General features: G+C 39.8%; 17 protein-coding genes. 15 read left to right on the plus strand and 2 right to left on the minus strand.

The window, feature by feature from the left end:
* Nucleotides 1-19 precede the first annotated feature (19 nt).
* Nucleotides 20-289, minus strand: coding sequence for a DUF2524 family protein (locus AC0VYV_RS10715; RefSeq protein WP_404682131.1), 270 nt, complete (start codon nucleotides 287-289; stop codon nucleotides 20-22).
* Between the two features lie 131 nt (nucleotides 290-420).
* Here AC0VYV_RS10715 and AC0VYV_RS10720 point away from each other — a divergent pair, with 131 nt between their 5' ends.
* The 15 genes from AC0VYV_RS10720 (at nucleotide 421) to trhO (ending at nucleotide 14,974) form a co-directional block, all read left to right on the plus strand.
* Nucleotides 421-1,281: a CvfB family protein gene (locus AC0VYV_RS10720; RefSeq protein WP_475367335.1), complete on the plus strand. Its 861-nt coding sequence runs from the start codon at nucleotides 421-423 to the stop codon at nucleotides 1,279-1,281.
* Between the two features lie 77 nt (nucleotides 1,282-1,358).
* Entirely contained in the window at nucleotides 1,359-1,616 is a 258-nt protein-coding gene (locus AC0VYV_RS10725; protein ID WP_194221551.1) for a YhdB family protein, read from the plus strand.
* A gap of 99 nt (nucleotides 1,617-1,715) precedes the next feature.
* Entirely contained in the window at nucleotides 1,716-2,726 is a 1,011-nt protein-coding gene (locus AC0VYV_RS10730) for a glycoside hydrolase family 15 protein (protein ID WP_430246260.1), read from the plus strand.
* A gap of 297 nt (nucleotides 2,727-3,023) precedes the next feature.
* On the plus strand, nucleotides 3,024-4,931 hold the full coding sequence (gene glgB, locus AC0VYV_RS10735) for a 1,4-alpha-glucan branching protein GlgB (protein ID WP_430246262.1): 1,908 nt from the start codon (nucleotides 3,024-3,026) through the stop codon (nucleotides 4,929-4,931).
* Complete coding sequence (locus AC0VYV_RS10740; RefSeq protein WP_194221554.1) at nucleotides 4,924-6,063, plus strand: glucose-1-phosphate adenylyltransferase; 1,140 nt, start codon at nucleotides 4,924-4,926, stop codon at nucleotides 6,061-6,063. Before glgB ends, AC0VYV_RS10740 begins: the two co-directional genes overlap by 8 nt.
* Nucleotides 6,064-6,080: 17 nt before the next feature.
* Complete coding sequence (gene glgD, locus AC0VYV_RS10745) at nucleotides 6,081-7,187, plus strand: glucose-1-phosphate adenylyltransferase subunit GlgD (protein WP_475374821.1); 1,107 nt, start codon at nucleotides 6,081-6,083, stop codon at nucleotides 7,185-7,187.
* A gap of 15 nt (nucleotides 7,188-7,202) precedes the next feature.
* The gene (gene glgA / locus AC0VYV_RS10750) at nucleotides 7,203-8,633 is read left to right on the plus strand and encodes a glycogen synthase GlgA (RefSeq protein ID WP_475367337.1); all 1,431 of its coding nucleotides are present in this window, start codon (nucleotides 7,203-7,205) and stop codon (nucleotides 8,631-8,633) included.
* A gap of 177 nt (nucleotides 8,634-8,810) precedes the next feature.
* Complete coding sequence (locus AC0VYV_RS10755) at nucleotides 8,811-9,845, plus strand: EAL domain-containing protein (RefSeq protein ID WP_475374822.1); 1,035 nt, start codon at nucleotides 8,811-8,813, stop codon at nucleotides 9,843-9,845.
* Between the two features lie 92 nt (nucleotides 9,846-9,937).
* Nucleotides 9,938-11,041, plus strand: a complete 1,104-nt coding sequence (ytvI, locus tag AC0VYV_RS10760) for a sporulation integral membrane protein YtvI (protein ID WP_194221558.1) — start codon at nucleotides 9,938-9,940, stop codon at nucleotides 11,039-11,041.
* Nucleotides 11,042-11,056: 15 nt separating this feature from the next.
* Entirely contained in the window at nucleotides 11,057-11,284 is a 228-nt protein-coding gene (locus tag AC0VYV_RS10765; RefSeq protein WP_475374823.1) for a hypothetical protein, read from the plus strand.
* Nucleotides 11,272-11,649 carry a lysozyme family protein gene (locus AC0VYV_RS10770; protein ID WP_475374824.1) on the plus strand — a complete coding sequence of 126 codons (378 nt, stop codon included), beginning with the start codon at nucleotides 11,272-11,274 and terminating at the stop codon, nucleotides 11,647-11,649. The genes AC0VYV_RS10765 and AC0VYV_RS10770 overlap by 13 nt, the downstream gene beginning before the upstream one ends.
* A 62-nt stretch (nucleotides 11,650-11,711) precedes the next feature.
* A complete protein-coding gene (locus AC0VYV_RS10775) occupies nucleotides 11,712-12,836 on the plus strand; it encodes a conserved virulence factor C family protein (RefSeq protein WP_475374825.1) in 1,125 nt (374 codons plus the stop codon).
* A 14-nt stretch (nucleotides 12,837-12,850) separates the two neighbouring features.
* Nucleotides 12,851-13,279, plus strand: coding sequence for a BrxA/BrxB family bacilliredoxin (locus AC0VYV_RS10780; protein ID WP_475368968.1), 429 nt, complete (start codon nucleotides 12,851-12,853; stop codon nucleotides 13,277-13,279).
* A gap of 59 nt (nucleotides 13,280-13,338) precedes the next feature.
* Nucleotides 13,339-13,779, plus strand: coding sequence for an OsmC family protein (locus AC0VYV_RS10785; RefSeq protein WP_430246276.1), 441 nt, complete (start codon nucleotides 13,339-13,341; stop codon nucleotides 13,777-13,779).
* 226 nt (nucleotides 13,780-14,005) lie between these two features.
* Nucleotides 14,006-14,974: an oxygen-dependent tRNA uridine(34) hydroxylase TrhO gene (gene trhO, locus AC0VYV_RS10790; protein ID WP_194221563.1), complete on the plus strand. Its 969-nt coding sequence runs from the start codon at nucleotides 14,006-14,008 to the stop codon at nucleotides 14,972-14,974.
* 35 nt (nucleotides 14,975-15,009) lie between these two features.
* Here trhO and AC0VYV_RS10795 read toward each other — a convergent pair whose 3' ends face one another.
* Nucleotides 15,010-15,873, minus strand: a complete 864-nt coding sequence (locus AC0VYV_RS10795) for a hypothetical protein (protein ID WP_475374826.1) — start codon at nucleotides 15,871-15,873, stop codon at nucleotides 15,010-15,012.
* Nucleotides 15,874-15,877: the final 4 nt, after the last annotated feature.

A 15,877-nucleotide genomic window follows, 5' to 3' on the forward strand; every position in this document is an offset into this window, starting at 1 on the left:
ATCTGCAAATATGCAGATCTCATGTTTCAAACCCGAGAATAAAATTGTTTTGCCGATCCTGAATTTGCTGTTGCGCTCGATTAAGGGCGTCACGCTGTTCAGGATTTGCACTGTGAATCATTTTATCTAATTCTCCGGACATTCGCTCAAGTAATTGCTGTGTTTCAGTATAGCTATTATCAGTAATGGCTGATTGCTGTTTGGTAGCAAGCTGAAGCTGTTCATCGGCATATTCAACTAGCTCATGAGCGTTTTTTAACATTTCCTCTAGTTTTCGGTATGTGGACAATGTGCACATCTCCTTTTCGTAATTGGTCACGATTAGTATTGACAGGAAAGACACTTTTATGAGAAACAAGGGGAAATTCCGGGTGTGGAAGTGATATACTAAGACAAGCAAAAAGAAAGGCGTGAATCAAGTTGGCAAGTGAATTATATGCAGGAGAAATGGCGACGCTACGTGTCGCACGTATACAAGAATACGGATATTTTCTAACAAATGGATTCGAAGACGTTATGCTTCATAAAAAAGAAGCTAAAAATAACTATGAAGAAAATGATGAAGTTGAGGTGTTTTTGTACCATGATCATCAGGGGAGACTTTCAGCAACTGAAACAATACCAACTGTTACAGTTGATTCTTTTTCGATTCTAAAGGTCGTAGAAGTGAAAAGAAGCCTTGGGGTTTTTGTTGATATTGGTATTCAAAAGGACATGCTGTTATCAAAAGATGATTTACCTTATGATTGGGCAACTTGGCCAGCAATTGGTGATGAATTGTATTGCGGACTAAAGCTCGATAAAAAGCAGCGTCTATTTGCAGATTTAAGTAAATTTGAAGAAATACAGGAGCTTTCTAAATCAGCACCGGCAGAATGTAAAAATGATGAAGTAGAAGGCCTGGTTTTTCGCTTTCTAGAAGACGGTGTTTCAATTTTAACCAATGAAGGATATCTTGCTTATCTTCATAAGGATGAGATGAAGGATCAAGTGAGACTTGGCCAGCGTCTTACAGTGAGGATCACGTTTGTTAGAGAAGATGGACGTATAAATGTATCCACAAGACCACTTGTTAAAGAAGCAAGACTTGAGGACTCTGAACGTTTAGTTGCTTATATGCAAGAGCGTGACAATCGGATGCCATATACAGACAAAAGTGATCCAGAAGCCATAAAGAGTGAGTTTAACATCAGTAAAGCTGCTTTTAAGCGAGCTATGGGGAAACTTATTAAAGAAAAGAAAATTGAACAAAAAGACGGTGTAACGTTCCTTAGAACGTAATATGACATCTTTTTCTTCGTGTAATGGGTGCTTACGAGCGGATACTATATGTAAGCTCCTAGAAAGGGGGCATGTCATTGGACATTACTGACTATGACAAAGCTCTATATTACACACATCATTGTGCTTGCATTGAATTAAGTATCCTGATGATGAAGACAGAAGACGATATTCTTTCGAAGCGAATTGAGCATTTTGTTCATGCGTTTATACGTGAAACTGAATTTTTGAAGGTGAAAGAAGCGCGAGACACACTTCTTACCTATATAGACTATGTGTATCGAATGGAACCTGAAATGAGCGATATGACAGCAATAAATCAGACTTTTGACTGACCCTAAACTACCCGGGTCAGTTTTTTTTGTGGCATAAAAAGGTTTAAAATTGTCGAATAGGGTATAATTGTAGTAAAAAATAAGGAGCAGGTGAGAAATATGAATCAACAGCAGCTGCACAGTGTACTTGAAAGCATGCGATTACCCAATGGAGCTTATGTTGCAAGTACATCCGATGATTACGACTACGTTTGGATCAGAGATGTATGCTATGCGGTTATGCCATATTTAAATTCAAAGTGTTCACGATATGAAAAAGCTTATCATGCGCTGCTCACATTATTGAGAAAGTATGAATGGAAAATCGATATTCATACGGAGCAGAAACCACATTACTTACATGAATACATTCATGCCAGATACACAAGAGATCTTGAGGAAATTCCTGTTGAATGGGGTCATGCACAAAATGATGCAATAGGAATATTGCTGTTTGGTATAGGACAAGGAATTCAAAATGGAAAGCCTATGCTAAGGGACAAAGTCGATCATCGCATCGTTCAGAAGCTTGTCGACTACTTAGAATGTCTAGAATACTGGAAAAGCCCAGACAACGGCATGTGGGAAGAAAATGTAGAAGTTCATGCATCAAGTGTCGGAGCATGTGTTGCAGGATTAAAAGCAGTAAATACGCTCGTTAATGTTCCCTCTTATATGATTGAAAAGGGTCAGGAAGTCCTAAATGAACTTCTGCCTTGTGAGAGCGAAACGAAAGAAGCCGATTTAGCGCTATTATCCTTAATTTATCCTTTAAATGTTGTAACAAGAGAACAAGCCATTCAAATTGTAGATCGTATCACGGGACAACTCGAGCGAAAACGCGGAGTTATTCGTTATGAAAACGATGTTTATTATAATGAAGGTAGTGAAGCAGAGTGGTGCTTCGGATTTCCTTGGCTCGGTTTATGTTATGAGCAGCTGGGTGAACTAGATAAAATGAATGAATATTGGACGAAAACCATGAGTATTACACCTGAAAGTGGTAAAATTCCAGAACTTTATATTGGTGGTACTGATATTCCAAATAAAAACACTCCCCTTGCATGGTCTATTTCGATGGCATACCAGCTACAGGTTCGAATGAACGAAATGCAAGAGAATGTATCATAACTTAAAAAAGTTTTTTTCAAAAATGATATGTTCGCTTATATTGTTGCTCATTCGATTGAAACGTTCATTAATATAGCCATTCTAAAGGTTGCGGTTTATCCGCAACCTTTTTTCTATGAGATATGAATCAAAAAGCATTTTTTATGAAATATTATTCCGTTATTTGTCGAAAAAAGCATGTATTTTTCGACAAATATTTTTTTTGAAGGAATGACCATATTACATGTCGAATCTTTAGGATGTAGAGGATAACTATGGTGGAATCCCTATATTTATCAATGAGAGCGAGGTGCCGCAATGACTGTATCGATGCCGACAGATTACGATCGGTATTTATTTCATCAGGGAAATTTATTTCAGGCTTATCGTTCAATGGGCGCCCATTTAAGGGAAGAAGACGGACGATTTGGAGTCAGGTTTACAGTCTGGGCTCCTCACGCTGCAGCCGTATCTGTAACAGGGAATTTTAATCAATGGGATCCCACATCGCATCGAATGGAGAAAATCGAAGAGTCCGGTCTCTGGTCGTTATTTGTAGAAGATCTATCAGAAGACGAACTCTACAAGTATGCTGTCGAAACAGGTGCAGGCGAGATTCTAATGAAATCTGATCCGTATGCATTTTATTCAGAGTTAAAACCGAAGACAGCATCTATTGTTAAAAAAGTCGATGAGTATGATTGGCAAGATGCAAAATGGATGAACAAAAGAAAGAAAACGGCTCCTTATGACAGCCCGCTGTCGATTTATGAAGTTCATCCAGGGTCCTGGCGTAGAAAAGAGGACGGCTCTTATTATTCTTATCGGGATCTTATGGACGAGCTCATTCCTTACGTAAAGGAACTCGGTTACACGCACATTGAACTAATGCCCGTTATGGAGCATCCTTTTGATCGATCTTGGGGATATCAGATTACCGGCTATTTTTCTGTAACAAGTCGGTTTGGACAACCGGATGATTTAAAAGCATTTATTGATCGATGTCACCAAGAAGACATTGGTGTACTGCTTGATTGGGTACCTGCTCATTTTTGCAAAGATGCGCATGGACTAGGTCAATTTGATGGAGGTCCTGTTTTTGAGCCATCTGATCCTGCTCGTGCTGAGCGACATAATTGGGGAACGTACAATTTTGATTATAGTAAACCAGAAGTTGTCAGTTTTCTTATTTCAAATGCGTTGTTCTGGTTTGACTACTACCATATAGATGGTTTAAGAGTGGATGCTGTATCACAGATGTTACTTTATCATCATGACCATGAAAGTGGTGGCGTTGAAGGCGAGAACTCTGCAGCCAAGGAATTCATTCAGAAACTAAATCGGACGGTATTTGAACAATACCCGAATGTGCTGATGATGGCAGAAGAATCAACCGACTACCCGCTTGTAAGTGCTCCGATCCATGAAGGTGGGCTCGGCTTCAATTATAAATGGAACATGGGATGGATGAATGACGTACTGAAGTATATGGAGCTCCATATGGATGATCGAAAGCATCATCACAATTTATTAACTTTTTCGTTTTTTTACGCTTTTTCTGAGAATTATCTTCTTCCTCTTTCTCATGATGAGGTCGTACATGGGAAGAAGTCATTGTTGAATAAAATGCCAGGTGATTATTGGCAGAAGTTTGCCAATCTTCGAACGCTTTACGGGTACATGATGGCTCATCCAGGAAAGAAACTGCTTTTTATGGGTGGAGAATTTGGTCAGTACGATGAATGGAAAGATTTATCTGAACTAGACTGGATGGTTTTGGACTATGACATGCATAGTAAGGTGAATGCCTATGTAAAAGATTTGAACCACTTTTACCTTGATTCAAGGGCCATGTGGCGAATTGACCATGAATCAGAAGGATTTGAATGGATTGATGCGAACGATAACTCACAGTCCGTTCTAACGTTTATGAGAAAAGGAAAAGCGAAGGGCGATTGTGATATCGCCATCATTAATTTTTCTCCTAATGTCTACTATGATTATCGCATTGGTGTTCCATCTTCCGGTACTTATATCGAAATGTTTAATAGCGATCAAGAAAAGTATGGTGGTTCAGGTCAACTTAACGCAGAAATCTTACAAAGCGATAGAAAACCGTATCACAATCAGCCTTGTAGTCTAATGCTTAAAGTACCACCACTTGGAATTGTTATTCTCGGCAAAAAAAATAAAAGCAACCTTGAAAGGAGAAATCGCTATGTCTAAAAAGCGTTGTGTCGCTATGCTACTTGCAGGAGGTCAAGGGACAAGACTTGGAAAGTTAACAACACGTCTTGCTAAGCCAGCAGTCCCGTTCGGAGGGAAATACCGTATTATTGATTTCACCCTCAGTAACTGTAGTAATTCAGGAATTGATACGGTAGGGGTTCTGACGCAATATCAGCCTTACATATTGAATTCGTATATTGGAATCGGGAGTTCTTGGGACCTTGACCGAAAAAATGGAGGTGTATCTGTTCTACCACCATATATGGGACAAAAAGGTGGCGAATGGTATCGCGGCACAGCGAATGCGATTTACCAGAACATGTACTACATTAAACAATATGATCCTGAGTATGTTCTAGTTATTTCAGGTGACCACATCTATAAAATGGATTACTCTGAAATGTTGGATTACCATGAACAGCGCAATGCAGATGCCACAATTGCTGTGCTTGAAGTGCCATGGCATGAAGCAAGTCGCTTCGGAATCATGAACACGGATGATGAAGATCGTATTGTCGAGTTTCAAGAAAAGCCTGCTGAACCGAAAACTAACCTTGCCTCTATGGGGATTTACATTTTTAACTGGAAAGCGCTTGAGAAATATTTAACCGAAGATGAGCAAAAGTCAGATTCATCAAATGACTTTGGTAAAGATATCATTCCGGCTATGATTGAAGATGAAAAGAACGTTTTCGCATATTCGTTCAACGGTTATTGGAAAGACGTTGGTACGTTACAAAGTTTATGGGAAGCCAATATGGATTTACTTGATGATGATCCAAGCTTAATTCTAAATGATCCTGCCTGGAAAATTTATTCAGTTAACCCGAACCAACCACCTCAATATATCGCACCTCAAGCAAAGGTAACGCGTTCTCTTGTTAATGAAGGATGTGTTGTATATGGAGAAGTGTATCGTTCCGTATTGTTCTATGGTGTGCATGTTGGCCTTGGAAGCACAATTAAAAATTCGATCATAATGCCAAATGTGAAAATTGGCGCGAATGTAACGATTGAGAACGCTATCGTAGAAAGTGGAACGGTAGTAGAAGATGGCATGACACTAGGATCAAGCGATGGTTCGATCTCGTTAATTGCAGATGGCGAAATTGTATCGGTACCAAAATAGAGTAGGGGGATGAAACGATGAAAAAAGTAGTAGGAGTTATTAACCTCGTAGATGAAAAAAACACGCTGAGTGAGTTAACCGATCATCGGAGCTTTGCCTCTGTTCCATTTGCAGGGCGGTATCGACTCATTGATTTCTCATTATCGAATTTAACAAACGCAGGAGTGAATACAGTTGCCGTATTCACTCGTGAAAAATACCGTTCTTTATTTGACCATTTAGGATCCGGACGCGAGTGGGATCTAGATCGTCATCAAGGAGGTCTTTTCTTTCAGCCTCCAGCAGATGAAGAGCGCAGAAGCACTGGAGATATTCACTCTTTTCATGAAAACCTTTCCTTTTTCAAAAGAAGCCTTTCCCATTACGTTCTCGTAACAAATGGTCAGCTCGTTTGGAATGTTGATTTCGATCAGATCATTGAAGAACATGAAGCTCAGAACGCCGATATCACTGTTGTCTATAAGCCGTGTGATGATCCTTATACGAGCGGAAGTCATTACAATGTGCTTTATACAAACGATGATGAGCGCGTTGATCGCTTAAACCTTGGGGTTGAGCCTCTTCCAGGAGATAACGTTTATTTAAACACTTTTCTGATGAAATCTTCTCTTCTAATTTCCCTCGTGGAAGATAGTATTGAATCAGGTAAGCATGAATCAATTAATGAAGCAATTGCCGCAAGTCTGGATCGCTATCATGTGCATGCGCACCATTTCGGTGGATATGTAACATTTATTGATAGTGTTGAAAGCTACTATCGCTACAGTATGGAAATGCTTGATCCAAACGTGACGCAGGAACTATTTTACAATACGGGCCCTATTTATACGAAGGTAAAACACGAATCGCCAGCTAAATACCTTGAAAGCTCCACCGTATCGAACTCATTAATCGCAAACGGTTGTACGATATCAGGGACAGTCGAAAATAGTATTTTGTTTAGAGGTATCCGCGTTGGAAAAGGGGCTGTGATTCGAAATAGCATTATCATGCAAAAGTGTGAAATTGGTGAAGGAGCCGTTATCGAGAATGTGATTCTTGATAAAGACGTTTCCGTTTCGCCTAATGAGACAGTGACTTCTGAAGATCAGCCGAGAGTTATTGCTAAATCCACCGTCATCTAGTAGGAGGAAGTTGAAATGAATGTATTATTTGCCGCTTCTGAAGGTCATCCCTTTATCAAAACAGGGGGATTGGGTGATGTAATAGGCGCCCTTCCAAAGGCCCTTCAAAAGCAGGGAGCGAATGTATCCGTAATTTTACCTAAATATCAAGATATGAATGAAACGTACAAAAGTCAGCTTGAACTGAAAGAAACGATCACAGTTTCTGTAGGTTGGCGCGATAAGTATTGCGGAATTGAAATGCTCAAGCTTGATGGAATTACCTATTATTTCATTGACAATGAGTATTATTTTAAGCGTAGCGGTAGCTATGGTTATTTTGATGATGGAGAACGCTTTTCATTCTTCTGTAAAGCTGTATTAGAAGCGATTCCGTATTTAGAAGAGCAACCGGACATTCTTCATTGTCATGATTGGCAAACAGGGATGATTCCTGTTTTGAAAAAAGCTCATTACCGAAATCATCCTTATTATGAAGGGATGAAAGTGGTATATACCATCCATAACCTTCGTTACCAGGGAGTGTTTCCAAAAACAATCCTTCATGATTTGCTCGACTTAAGTGAACTCCACTTCAATAATGAAGGTGTGGAATTTCATGGGAACGTTAGCTTTATGAAAGGCGGACTGCTTTATGCAGATTATATTACAACGGTAAGTCCTGCCTACGCAGAAGAAATTAAGCAACCATACTTTGGTGAATACTTGGATGGTGTTATGAGAAAAAGAGAAGATGAATTTGTTGGGATTATTAATGGAATTGATACAGAACTTTATGATCCTGCTACAGATACAGCACTTTCTTATTCCTATCACGCAACACATTTACTTAAAGAAAAAAACAAAACAGATCTTCAGAAAAAGCTGGGCTTACAAGTAGGAGAGGGAATACCTGTCCTGGCTCTTATCACAAGACTCGTAGAACAAAAAGGAATCGATCTTTTCTTTAGAGTTCTTCCTCAAATCATGGAGGAAAAGGTTCAGGTTGTCGTTCTTGGAACGGGTGATGAGCACTACGAGCATATGCTGCGAGAGGCTGAAGCTCGTTACCCAGGCAGGTTTAGCGCGAATATTTACTTCGATGACGGGGTTGCTAGACAGCTTTATGCTGCCTCCGATTTATTCCTAATGCCTTCTCAATTTGAGCCATGTGGAATCAGTCAGCTGATTGCTTTAAGATACGGGAGTCTACCGATCGTTCGAGAAACAGGTGGGTTAAAAGACACCGTACTACCTTATAACCAATTTACCGGTGAAGGCCACGGTTTTAGCTTTGCGAACTACAATGCTCACGAAATGCTAGATACAATTAATCTTGCTCTAGATCTTTATCATCATAATGAAATCACATGGAGAAAATTAGTCGTGCGAGCGATGCGTCTTAATTACTCATGGGAAGCTTCATCGGCGAAATACATGAATTTGTACAATAATCTATTAAAGTAATGCTCATATATTCCGATAAGAGAAGCAGGGGAATTATTCCTCTGCTTCATTTTTGATTCGGAAAGTGACCAGGCTTCATTGATGAGTCATTTGAACGAGACAAAACGTGTGAATTCACGATGATTCTTACCAGCTATTACATAGACAGATTATGACTTAGATAGGAGAAAGAGCCTTATGTTTACATGCTCAAAATGCAACGTGATTCCAGATATCCCTTCTTCTGGTTACTTAGAAATCGTTACAGCTGTGCCGCAACTTCAACGAAGTTTAAATGAATTGATGTTCCATAGTGAATCTTTGAATTCTCTTACAGTCTCCTATCAAAATTCGGAATCCCTGCTTGAAATTTGTCATCGCATCAGTTCTCATTTTAATGATGCGGCAAAACAAATGTTTTTTTGTGGAACGGGAACAGTGGATGGAATAAAGAGGAGCTCAGTTCTTTCATTTCCTCAATTTTATTCAAGGCTCAAACATCCAGATTTTATAGAGGTTATGAGAAATTCTCTCTTTACTAGCCATATGCAGCCCATCATCACACTTGATAATAATGATATTACAGGGTATGAATTCTTGATGCGGCCGACTAATGAGCGCTATCCTTTTTATCCAAATGAATTATTCGATATGGCTAGACAATCTGGTCTTCAAGCCTTTCTTGACAGCACTGCAAGAATTGCTTCTATTAAAATTAGTGCGTCGCATCTTTCAAAAGGCATTAAACGCTTCATTAATTTTCTCCCTTCTTCGATTTATGATCCAGCTCATTGCTTACGAACAACTTTCCAAACTGTTGAAGCGTACAATCTCGATCCAAGAGATTTAGTATTTGAAGTAGTAGAAACTGAAAAGATTGACGAAGTAGATCATTTAAAACAAATCTTTCGCTCATATCAGCAAGAAGGAATGAAAATGGCGCTAGATGATGTAGGCACTGGATACGCTACGAAAGAAATGCTCCTTCAGTTGAAGCCCGACTATGCGAAGATTGACCGCAGTGTTATTTCTCATTGCGATCAAGATTCTGAAAAACAAGAGAAACTGATCGAAATGATTTATCTATCAAAGGAAGAGGGGATTACGTTACTCGCGGAAGGAATTGAACGTAAAGAAGAAGCTGATTTTTGTAGGCAAATGGGAATACCGCTTGGACAAGGCTATTATTTTGGGCGTCCGGCTGAACGACCAATAGATTCCATACAAGTTTAATATTAAAAGAAGGGGTTTCCCTTCTTTTTCTTATGGAAATTTCTTCTCAAAACCGATATGCTTACGAAAGATTACTAAATTGAGGTGACAGGATGCTAACTTTTTATCGGCGTTATGCGCGAACAGCTTTTGATATTGGACTTATCGTGTTAACGGTTTTTTTAATTATGCTTGTCTCAAGTTTCTTATTTGAAATTGCGGCACCGATTATCGTAGGGTACATTATTTTTCTAGTTATCGAACCTTTCGCTCGGTTTCTAAATCGGAAGGGAATAGGCAAAACAGCTGCAACTACTATTTCCACGCTTGTTTTTGTATTAATCGTGGTGAGCGTAGTCTTTCTAGCAGGCGCGATTTTTGTTCTTCAATTGCAAAACTTAATCAGCCTTATTCCTGGATACGTTGCGAAATTCCAGGATCAAATTATGAACTATGTGCATTGGGGGCAGCTCCAGTTAAACGCCTTACCTCCAGATGTACTAGAGAAGGCGCAAGATTTTTCACTAACGCTCGTTGAGAAAGCATCCATTATGTTGACGACTTTATTAAATAGCGTGTTTGCTTTTGTGACGTCCATTCCAACGCTTGTGATTAATTTCATTATTGGAATTGTTCTCGCGTATTTTTTAAGTATTGAGATTGAAATGTGGAAGCGAATTGCGGCGAAGCGAACACCAAATACATTTAAGACGGCTTATTTCTTCCTGAAGGAAAATGTATTAAGCGGAATCGGAGCGTATTTAAAAGCGCAGCTAAAGCTTATTACGATCACATTTGTACTCGTTCTATGCGGGCTATGGATATTAAGAGTGGATAATGCATTCACACTCGCGCTTTTATCTGCTTTTTTCGATCTTCTTCCGCTTCTTGGCGTTTCGGCGATCTTCATACCATGGGCAATCTATCTTCTTGCGGTAGGACAAACCTCTCTCGCAGTATCCCTATTGATTCTACTTGGGGTGGTTATGCTAGTGAGACAAATCATGGAGCCGAAAATTACGGGAGATTCACTAGGTGTATCTGCGTTTACAATTCTTTCATTTATGATTATTTCTCTTTCACTATTTGGAATTGCAGGAGTCGTATTATCACCGATTTTGCTCATTCTCATTAAAGCGTTATATGATCACGGATATTTAAGTAAATGGATCCATCTTCCTAGTGAGGAATTCATAGATCCAGAGGAAAGACGGTAGGAAGGAAGAACGGAAGTGAAGCGATTAGGAAGCTTAATTATCATAACAATCTTTATTAGTGTGTTAATAGGTGTATTTCTTCAGAAAACACCAGATTCTTTTTCCCAACCGCTGAAAAAATCTGAAGTTCCAGAGGAATATATCGACCTTTACAGAGAAGCTGGTGAAGAATACGACGTTCAATGGGAGCTTTTAGCAGCGTACATCGCGTTGAAACAAAATTCTCGACGATGTCAACATTAGAAAGCCCTAAGGGTGCCATCGGCCATTACCAGTTTATGCCGTTAACCTGGATTGGTTGGAGCTATGGGGGTAGTCGTCTTGGAGAACTGGATAAGGATGATCTAGTTGATATTACAAATTTAGATCTTATTCAAAAGTACGGTGGGTATGGGAAAGACGGAAATGGAGACGGTAAGGCAGATCCATATAATCTGACGGATGCTGCTTATACTGCCGCTAGCTACTTATCTGCTAATGGTGCAAGTGAGGGGAGACTGAAGAGTGCCTTATTCGCTTATAATCAGAGTGATGAGTATGTGGATGAGGTGCTTTCATTTTATAAAGAATACAGAGAAAATGTTTCTGTAGTGAAGTTAGATCCTTAATTCAATGTAATGGTACAGCGCTGTTACATATGATAAAATCACGATTAGAAGGGGGCGATTGCATGAAGATTGTTTCAATCGAACCGACACCAAGTCCAAATTCGATGAAAATTAACTTAAGTGAAGAGCTAGAACCTGGAGACACAAGGCAGTATAAGCTTGATACTGACATATCTAATGCTCCAGATTATATTCAAAAATTAATGGCCGTTCCCGGTGTGAAAGGTCTTTATCATGTGATGGATTTTATAGCGCTAGAACGGAATGCCAAATATTCATGGGAAGAGATCCTTCCAAAAGCTCGTGAGGCATTCGGAGAGATTAATGAAGAAACCGTCGCGACAAATCAGTCGTCGATAGAAGACTTTGGAGAAGTGAATGTGTTTATTCAAATGTTTCGCGGTATTCCAATGCAGGTGAAGCTTGTAGAAGGTGAGACTGAGCATCGTTTTGGTTTGCCTGACCGATTTATGGAAGCTGCTATGAAAGCCTCTTCAGCTTCTGAAAACATGGTGATGGAACGTGAATGGAAAGAACAAAGTCCACGGTACGGATCACCTGAAGAAGTTGGACAAGAAGTTACCGAAGAAATAGCGGCGACGTATAGTGAAGAGCGTCTTTCGGATCTTGTTACTGCAGCATTCTCAGATCAAAATGCTTCTCCAAAGCAAGAGAAAAAGGTCGTTACACTAGAAATGCTAGATGACTCAGATTGGAAAGTAAGATACGCAGCACTTGATCGCATGGATCCAGAAATGAATGATTTGCCGGTACTGGAGAAGGCGCTACACGATGAAAAAGCTTCTGTACGCCGCCTGGCGGTTGTTTACCTTGGTATGATTGAATCAAAGGATGTTCTTCCGCTTCTTTATAAAGCTTTGCGTGATAAATCTGTTACGGTTAGGCGGACAGCCGGCGACTGCATGTCAGATTTAGGTCATGTTGAAGCCATTCCTGAAATGATAGAATCGTTGCAAGATCGAAATAAGCTTGTTCGTTGGAGGGCCGCTATGTTTCTATATGAAGTTGGCGATGAAACGGCGATTCCAGCACTTGAGCAAGCAATGGACGATCCAGAATTTGAAGTGAAGATGCAGGCGGGTATGGCATTAGAACGGATAAAAGGCGGAGAAGAAGCTAAAGGCTCTGTCTGGCATCAAATGACTCAAGCAAGAAAATCGAATTAACGGAGGTATAGGATATGAATCCATACGAAGAATATATGCGCCAGATGGCACAGCCGATGCGAGATGAGTTAACATCAGCTGGTTTTGAAGAGTTAACGACTGAGGAAGAAGTATCCGGCTTTATTACAGAAAAAAAGGGAACATCACTTGTTTTCATTAATTCTGTTTGCGGATGTGCAGCAGGTCTTGCTCGACCAGCTGCTCGCGAAGCGATTGAACATGACAAAAAACCTGAGCATCTTGTGACGGTTTTTGCAGGACAAGATCGTGAAGCAACAGGTAAAATGCGTGAATATTTGGAAGGATATGAGCCGTCATCACCTTCTATCGCTCTCTTAAAAGACGGCCAGGTGCTTCATTTCATTCCTAGAGAAGAAATTGAAGATCATGAAGTGGAAGAAATCGTTGCGAATTTGACAGGAGCTTTTGAACAATATTGTTAAAGACAAACTCCACTCACTCGAGTGGAGTTTTGTCTCTACTTAATGGGAGGGAATTGAGAATGGATCACATATTTGAACTACAAGGAAGCTGGAAGGGTGGACTTTCTGGCGAAGGTAAGATTCAGACTGAAAACCTAACAACAGAAGTATCGATCCCTACGTCGATGGGCGGCGGAGAGAAAGGAACAAATCCTGATGAGTTACTGTTAAGTTCATCAGCCGCTTGTTATTTCATGACCATTGGACTTTATTTGGAGCGTAATCACATTCCTTTCGAAGATGTTAAAATTTCCTCTAAGCTTAAAGTAAGTGGTGACGGAAAGCTGCACGTAGAGTCAATTCACCATTACCCAGTCATCTATCTTGCGGAAGAGCCGGATGAAGAAATGACAGAGCGTATTCATTCCATTGCTCATCGTGCAGAAGAGGGATGTATGATTACAAGAGCGATTAAAGGAAATGTTAATGTAGTTGTAGAACCAGCTATTAAAAAAGTGTGAGGTTTTTCACTGTCATAAACTTTTTACTGTAGTATGCTAACAACGTCGTGTTTTTTGGGCATGCTCATCTTAGGAGAAAATGGTCAATCTATCGAAGGAGCTAACGGAACTTATATGAAAATGGAAAGCACACTCTTTGCATTTCTTGAGAATTTTATTATAATAATATTTTGGAACGGAAGAGTGACTGGCCACACGGTAACAGTGAAATAAAGGAGATAGAAGTATGAATAAAGACTATCGCGTATTATTGTTTTATAAATATGTACAAATTGATCAACCGGAAGAATATGTAGAAGAGCATCTTGCCTTCTGTAAGGAGCACAACCTGAAGGGAAGAATTCTAATTGCGGAAGAGGGCATTAATGGCACTCTTTCTGGAACAGTAGAAGAAACGCAGCAATATATGGATATGATGCATGCGGATGAGCGCTTTGCTGATTTGTTCTTTAAAATTGATGAAGCGACTGAACATCCATTTAAAAAAATGCATGTTCGCTTTAGATCAGAGCTAGTGACACTTAGACTTGATGATGATCATAATCCGAATGAAGTTGGCGGAAAGCACTTGAAGCCAGCAGAGTGGCGCGAAGCGATGCAACAGGATGATGTGATTATTCTTGATACCCGAAATGATTACGAGTATGATGTCGGTCATTTCCGTGGTGCCATTCGACCAGATATTAAGAATTTCCGAGATCTTCCTGAGTGGGTTCAAGAAAACCTTGCAGACCAAAAAGATAAGAAAATCCTAACCTACTGCACAGGCGGGATTCGCTGTGAAAAGTTCACTGGCTGGATGGTTAAACAAGGTTTTGAAGATGTTAACCAGCTTGATGGTGGAATTGTTACTTATGGTCAGGATGAAGAGACGAAAGGTGAACTATGGGATGGACAGTGCTATGTGTTTGATGGCCGAATAACTGTTCCGATTAATCAAAAAGACCACACTGTGGTCGGTAAAGATTACTTTACGGGTGAACCTTGTGAACGCTATGTTAATTGTGCAAGGCCTGAATGTAATAAGCAAATTATTACATCTGAGGAGAACGAGCATAAATATTTACGAGGCTGTTCACATGAGTGTCGCACATCGCCACGTAATCGTTACGTAGCAGAGCACGGATTAACTCAAGAAGAAGTCGATGAGCGTTTGCAAAAACTCATGCAGGAGCATATCGGGCAAGAAGTATAATCGAAAAAGCTAGCTGTCCATTTGACAGCTAGCTTTTATTTGTCATATCTTATTTTGTTTACTTTAAGAAGGTGATCTACCTTGGAGAGACGGTGCTTTTCAATTTTCTCCATGTATTCATGAAGCGCTAACTCCATCTGACAAAGAGCTTGAAACAAATCGCGATGGCGTAATTCTTTGTTTTCTTGTGAAAGTGCGATATATCCTGTAAGTAAATCTGGCAGTTCAGTTGAAAGCATTCTTTTCACAATATGACGTTCTTCAAGGTCAAGCGGTTCAAGTTTGGGTGAGATTTGCTTGAATAATTGAATGAGTCTAACTGTTCTAGAATGAATAACCCCGTTGATTAACGAATGTGTCGAAATTCGTTCAAGCCGATTAATCTGTTCCTTCAAGAGGGGATCAATTTCCTCTGTTTCTGATTGGGAAGCAATGGATCCTAGTAACGCTAAATCTAAAAGCTTCATTCGTTGAAAAATTCCTGTGAAAAATGGTGATCGTTTTATACTGCGTTTGATGATTCGACCACGATCATTAATGAGAATGGTACCTTGTTTACATTTACCTGCGTCTTTTTTCTCAATGATTTGTCGTTCCCATTGGATAAAAAACTTCTTAGGAGTTGACGTTCTGTTTTTTTGACTATCATATCCAGAGAAAAGGATGAGATTTCGCCTGATTTTTAAATAAATCGTAAAACCTCTCTCAGTACGCTTCCATTTTTGTGGCTTATTCTCCGAAGGATCGAGTTTATCTATAAATTCATCTAACAATTGTTCAGCATATGAAAGGAAGCTTGTGGTGCTCGCATCCTGAAGAAGTGATGCTTCCACCGTTTTAAATTGCGGTGGTAAAAGCTTTTCAAGCCACTGGGGTTCAGAAGAATCGAAAAGCCCCATGCCA

The organism is Anaerobacillus sp. QJM3NY_17 (genome assembly GCF_056173665.1).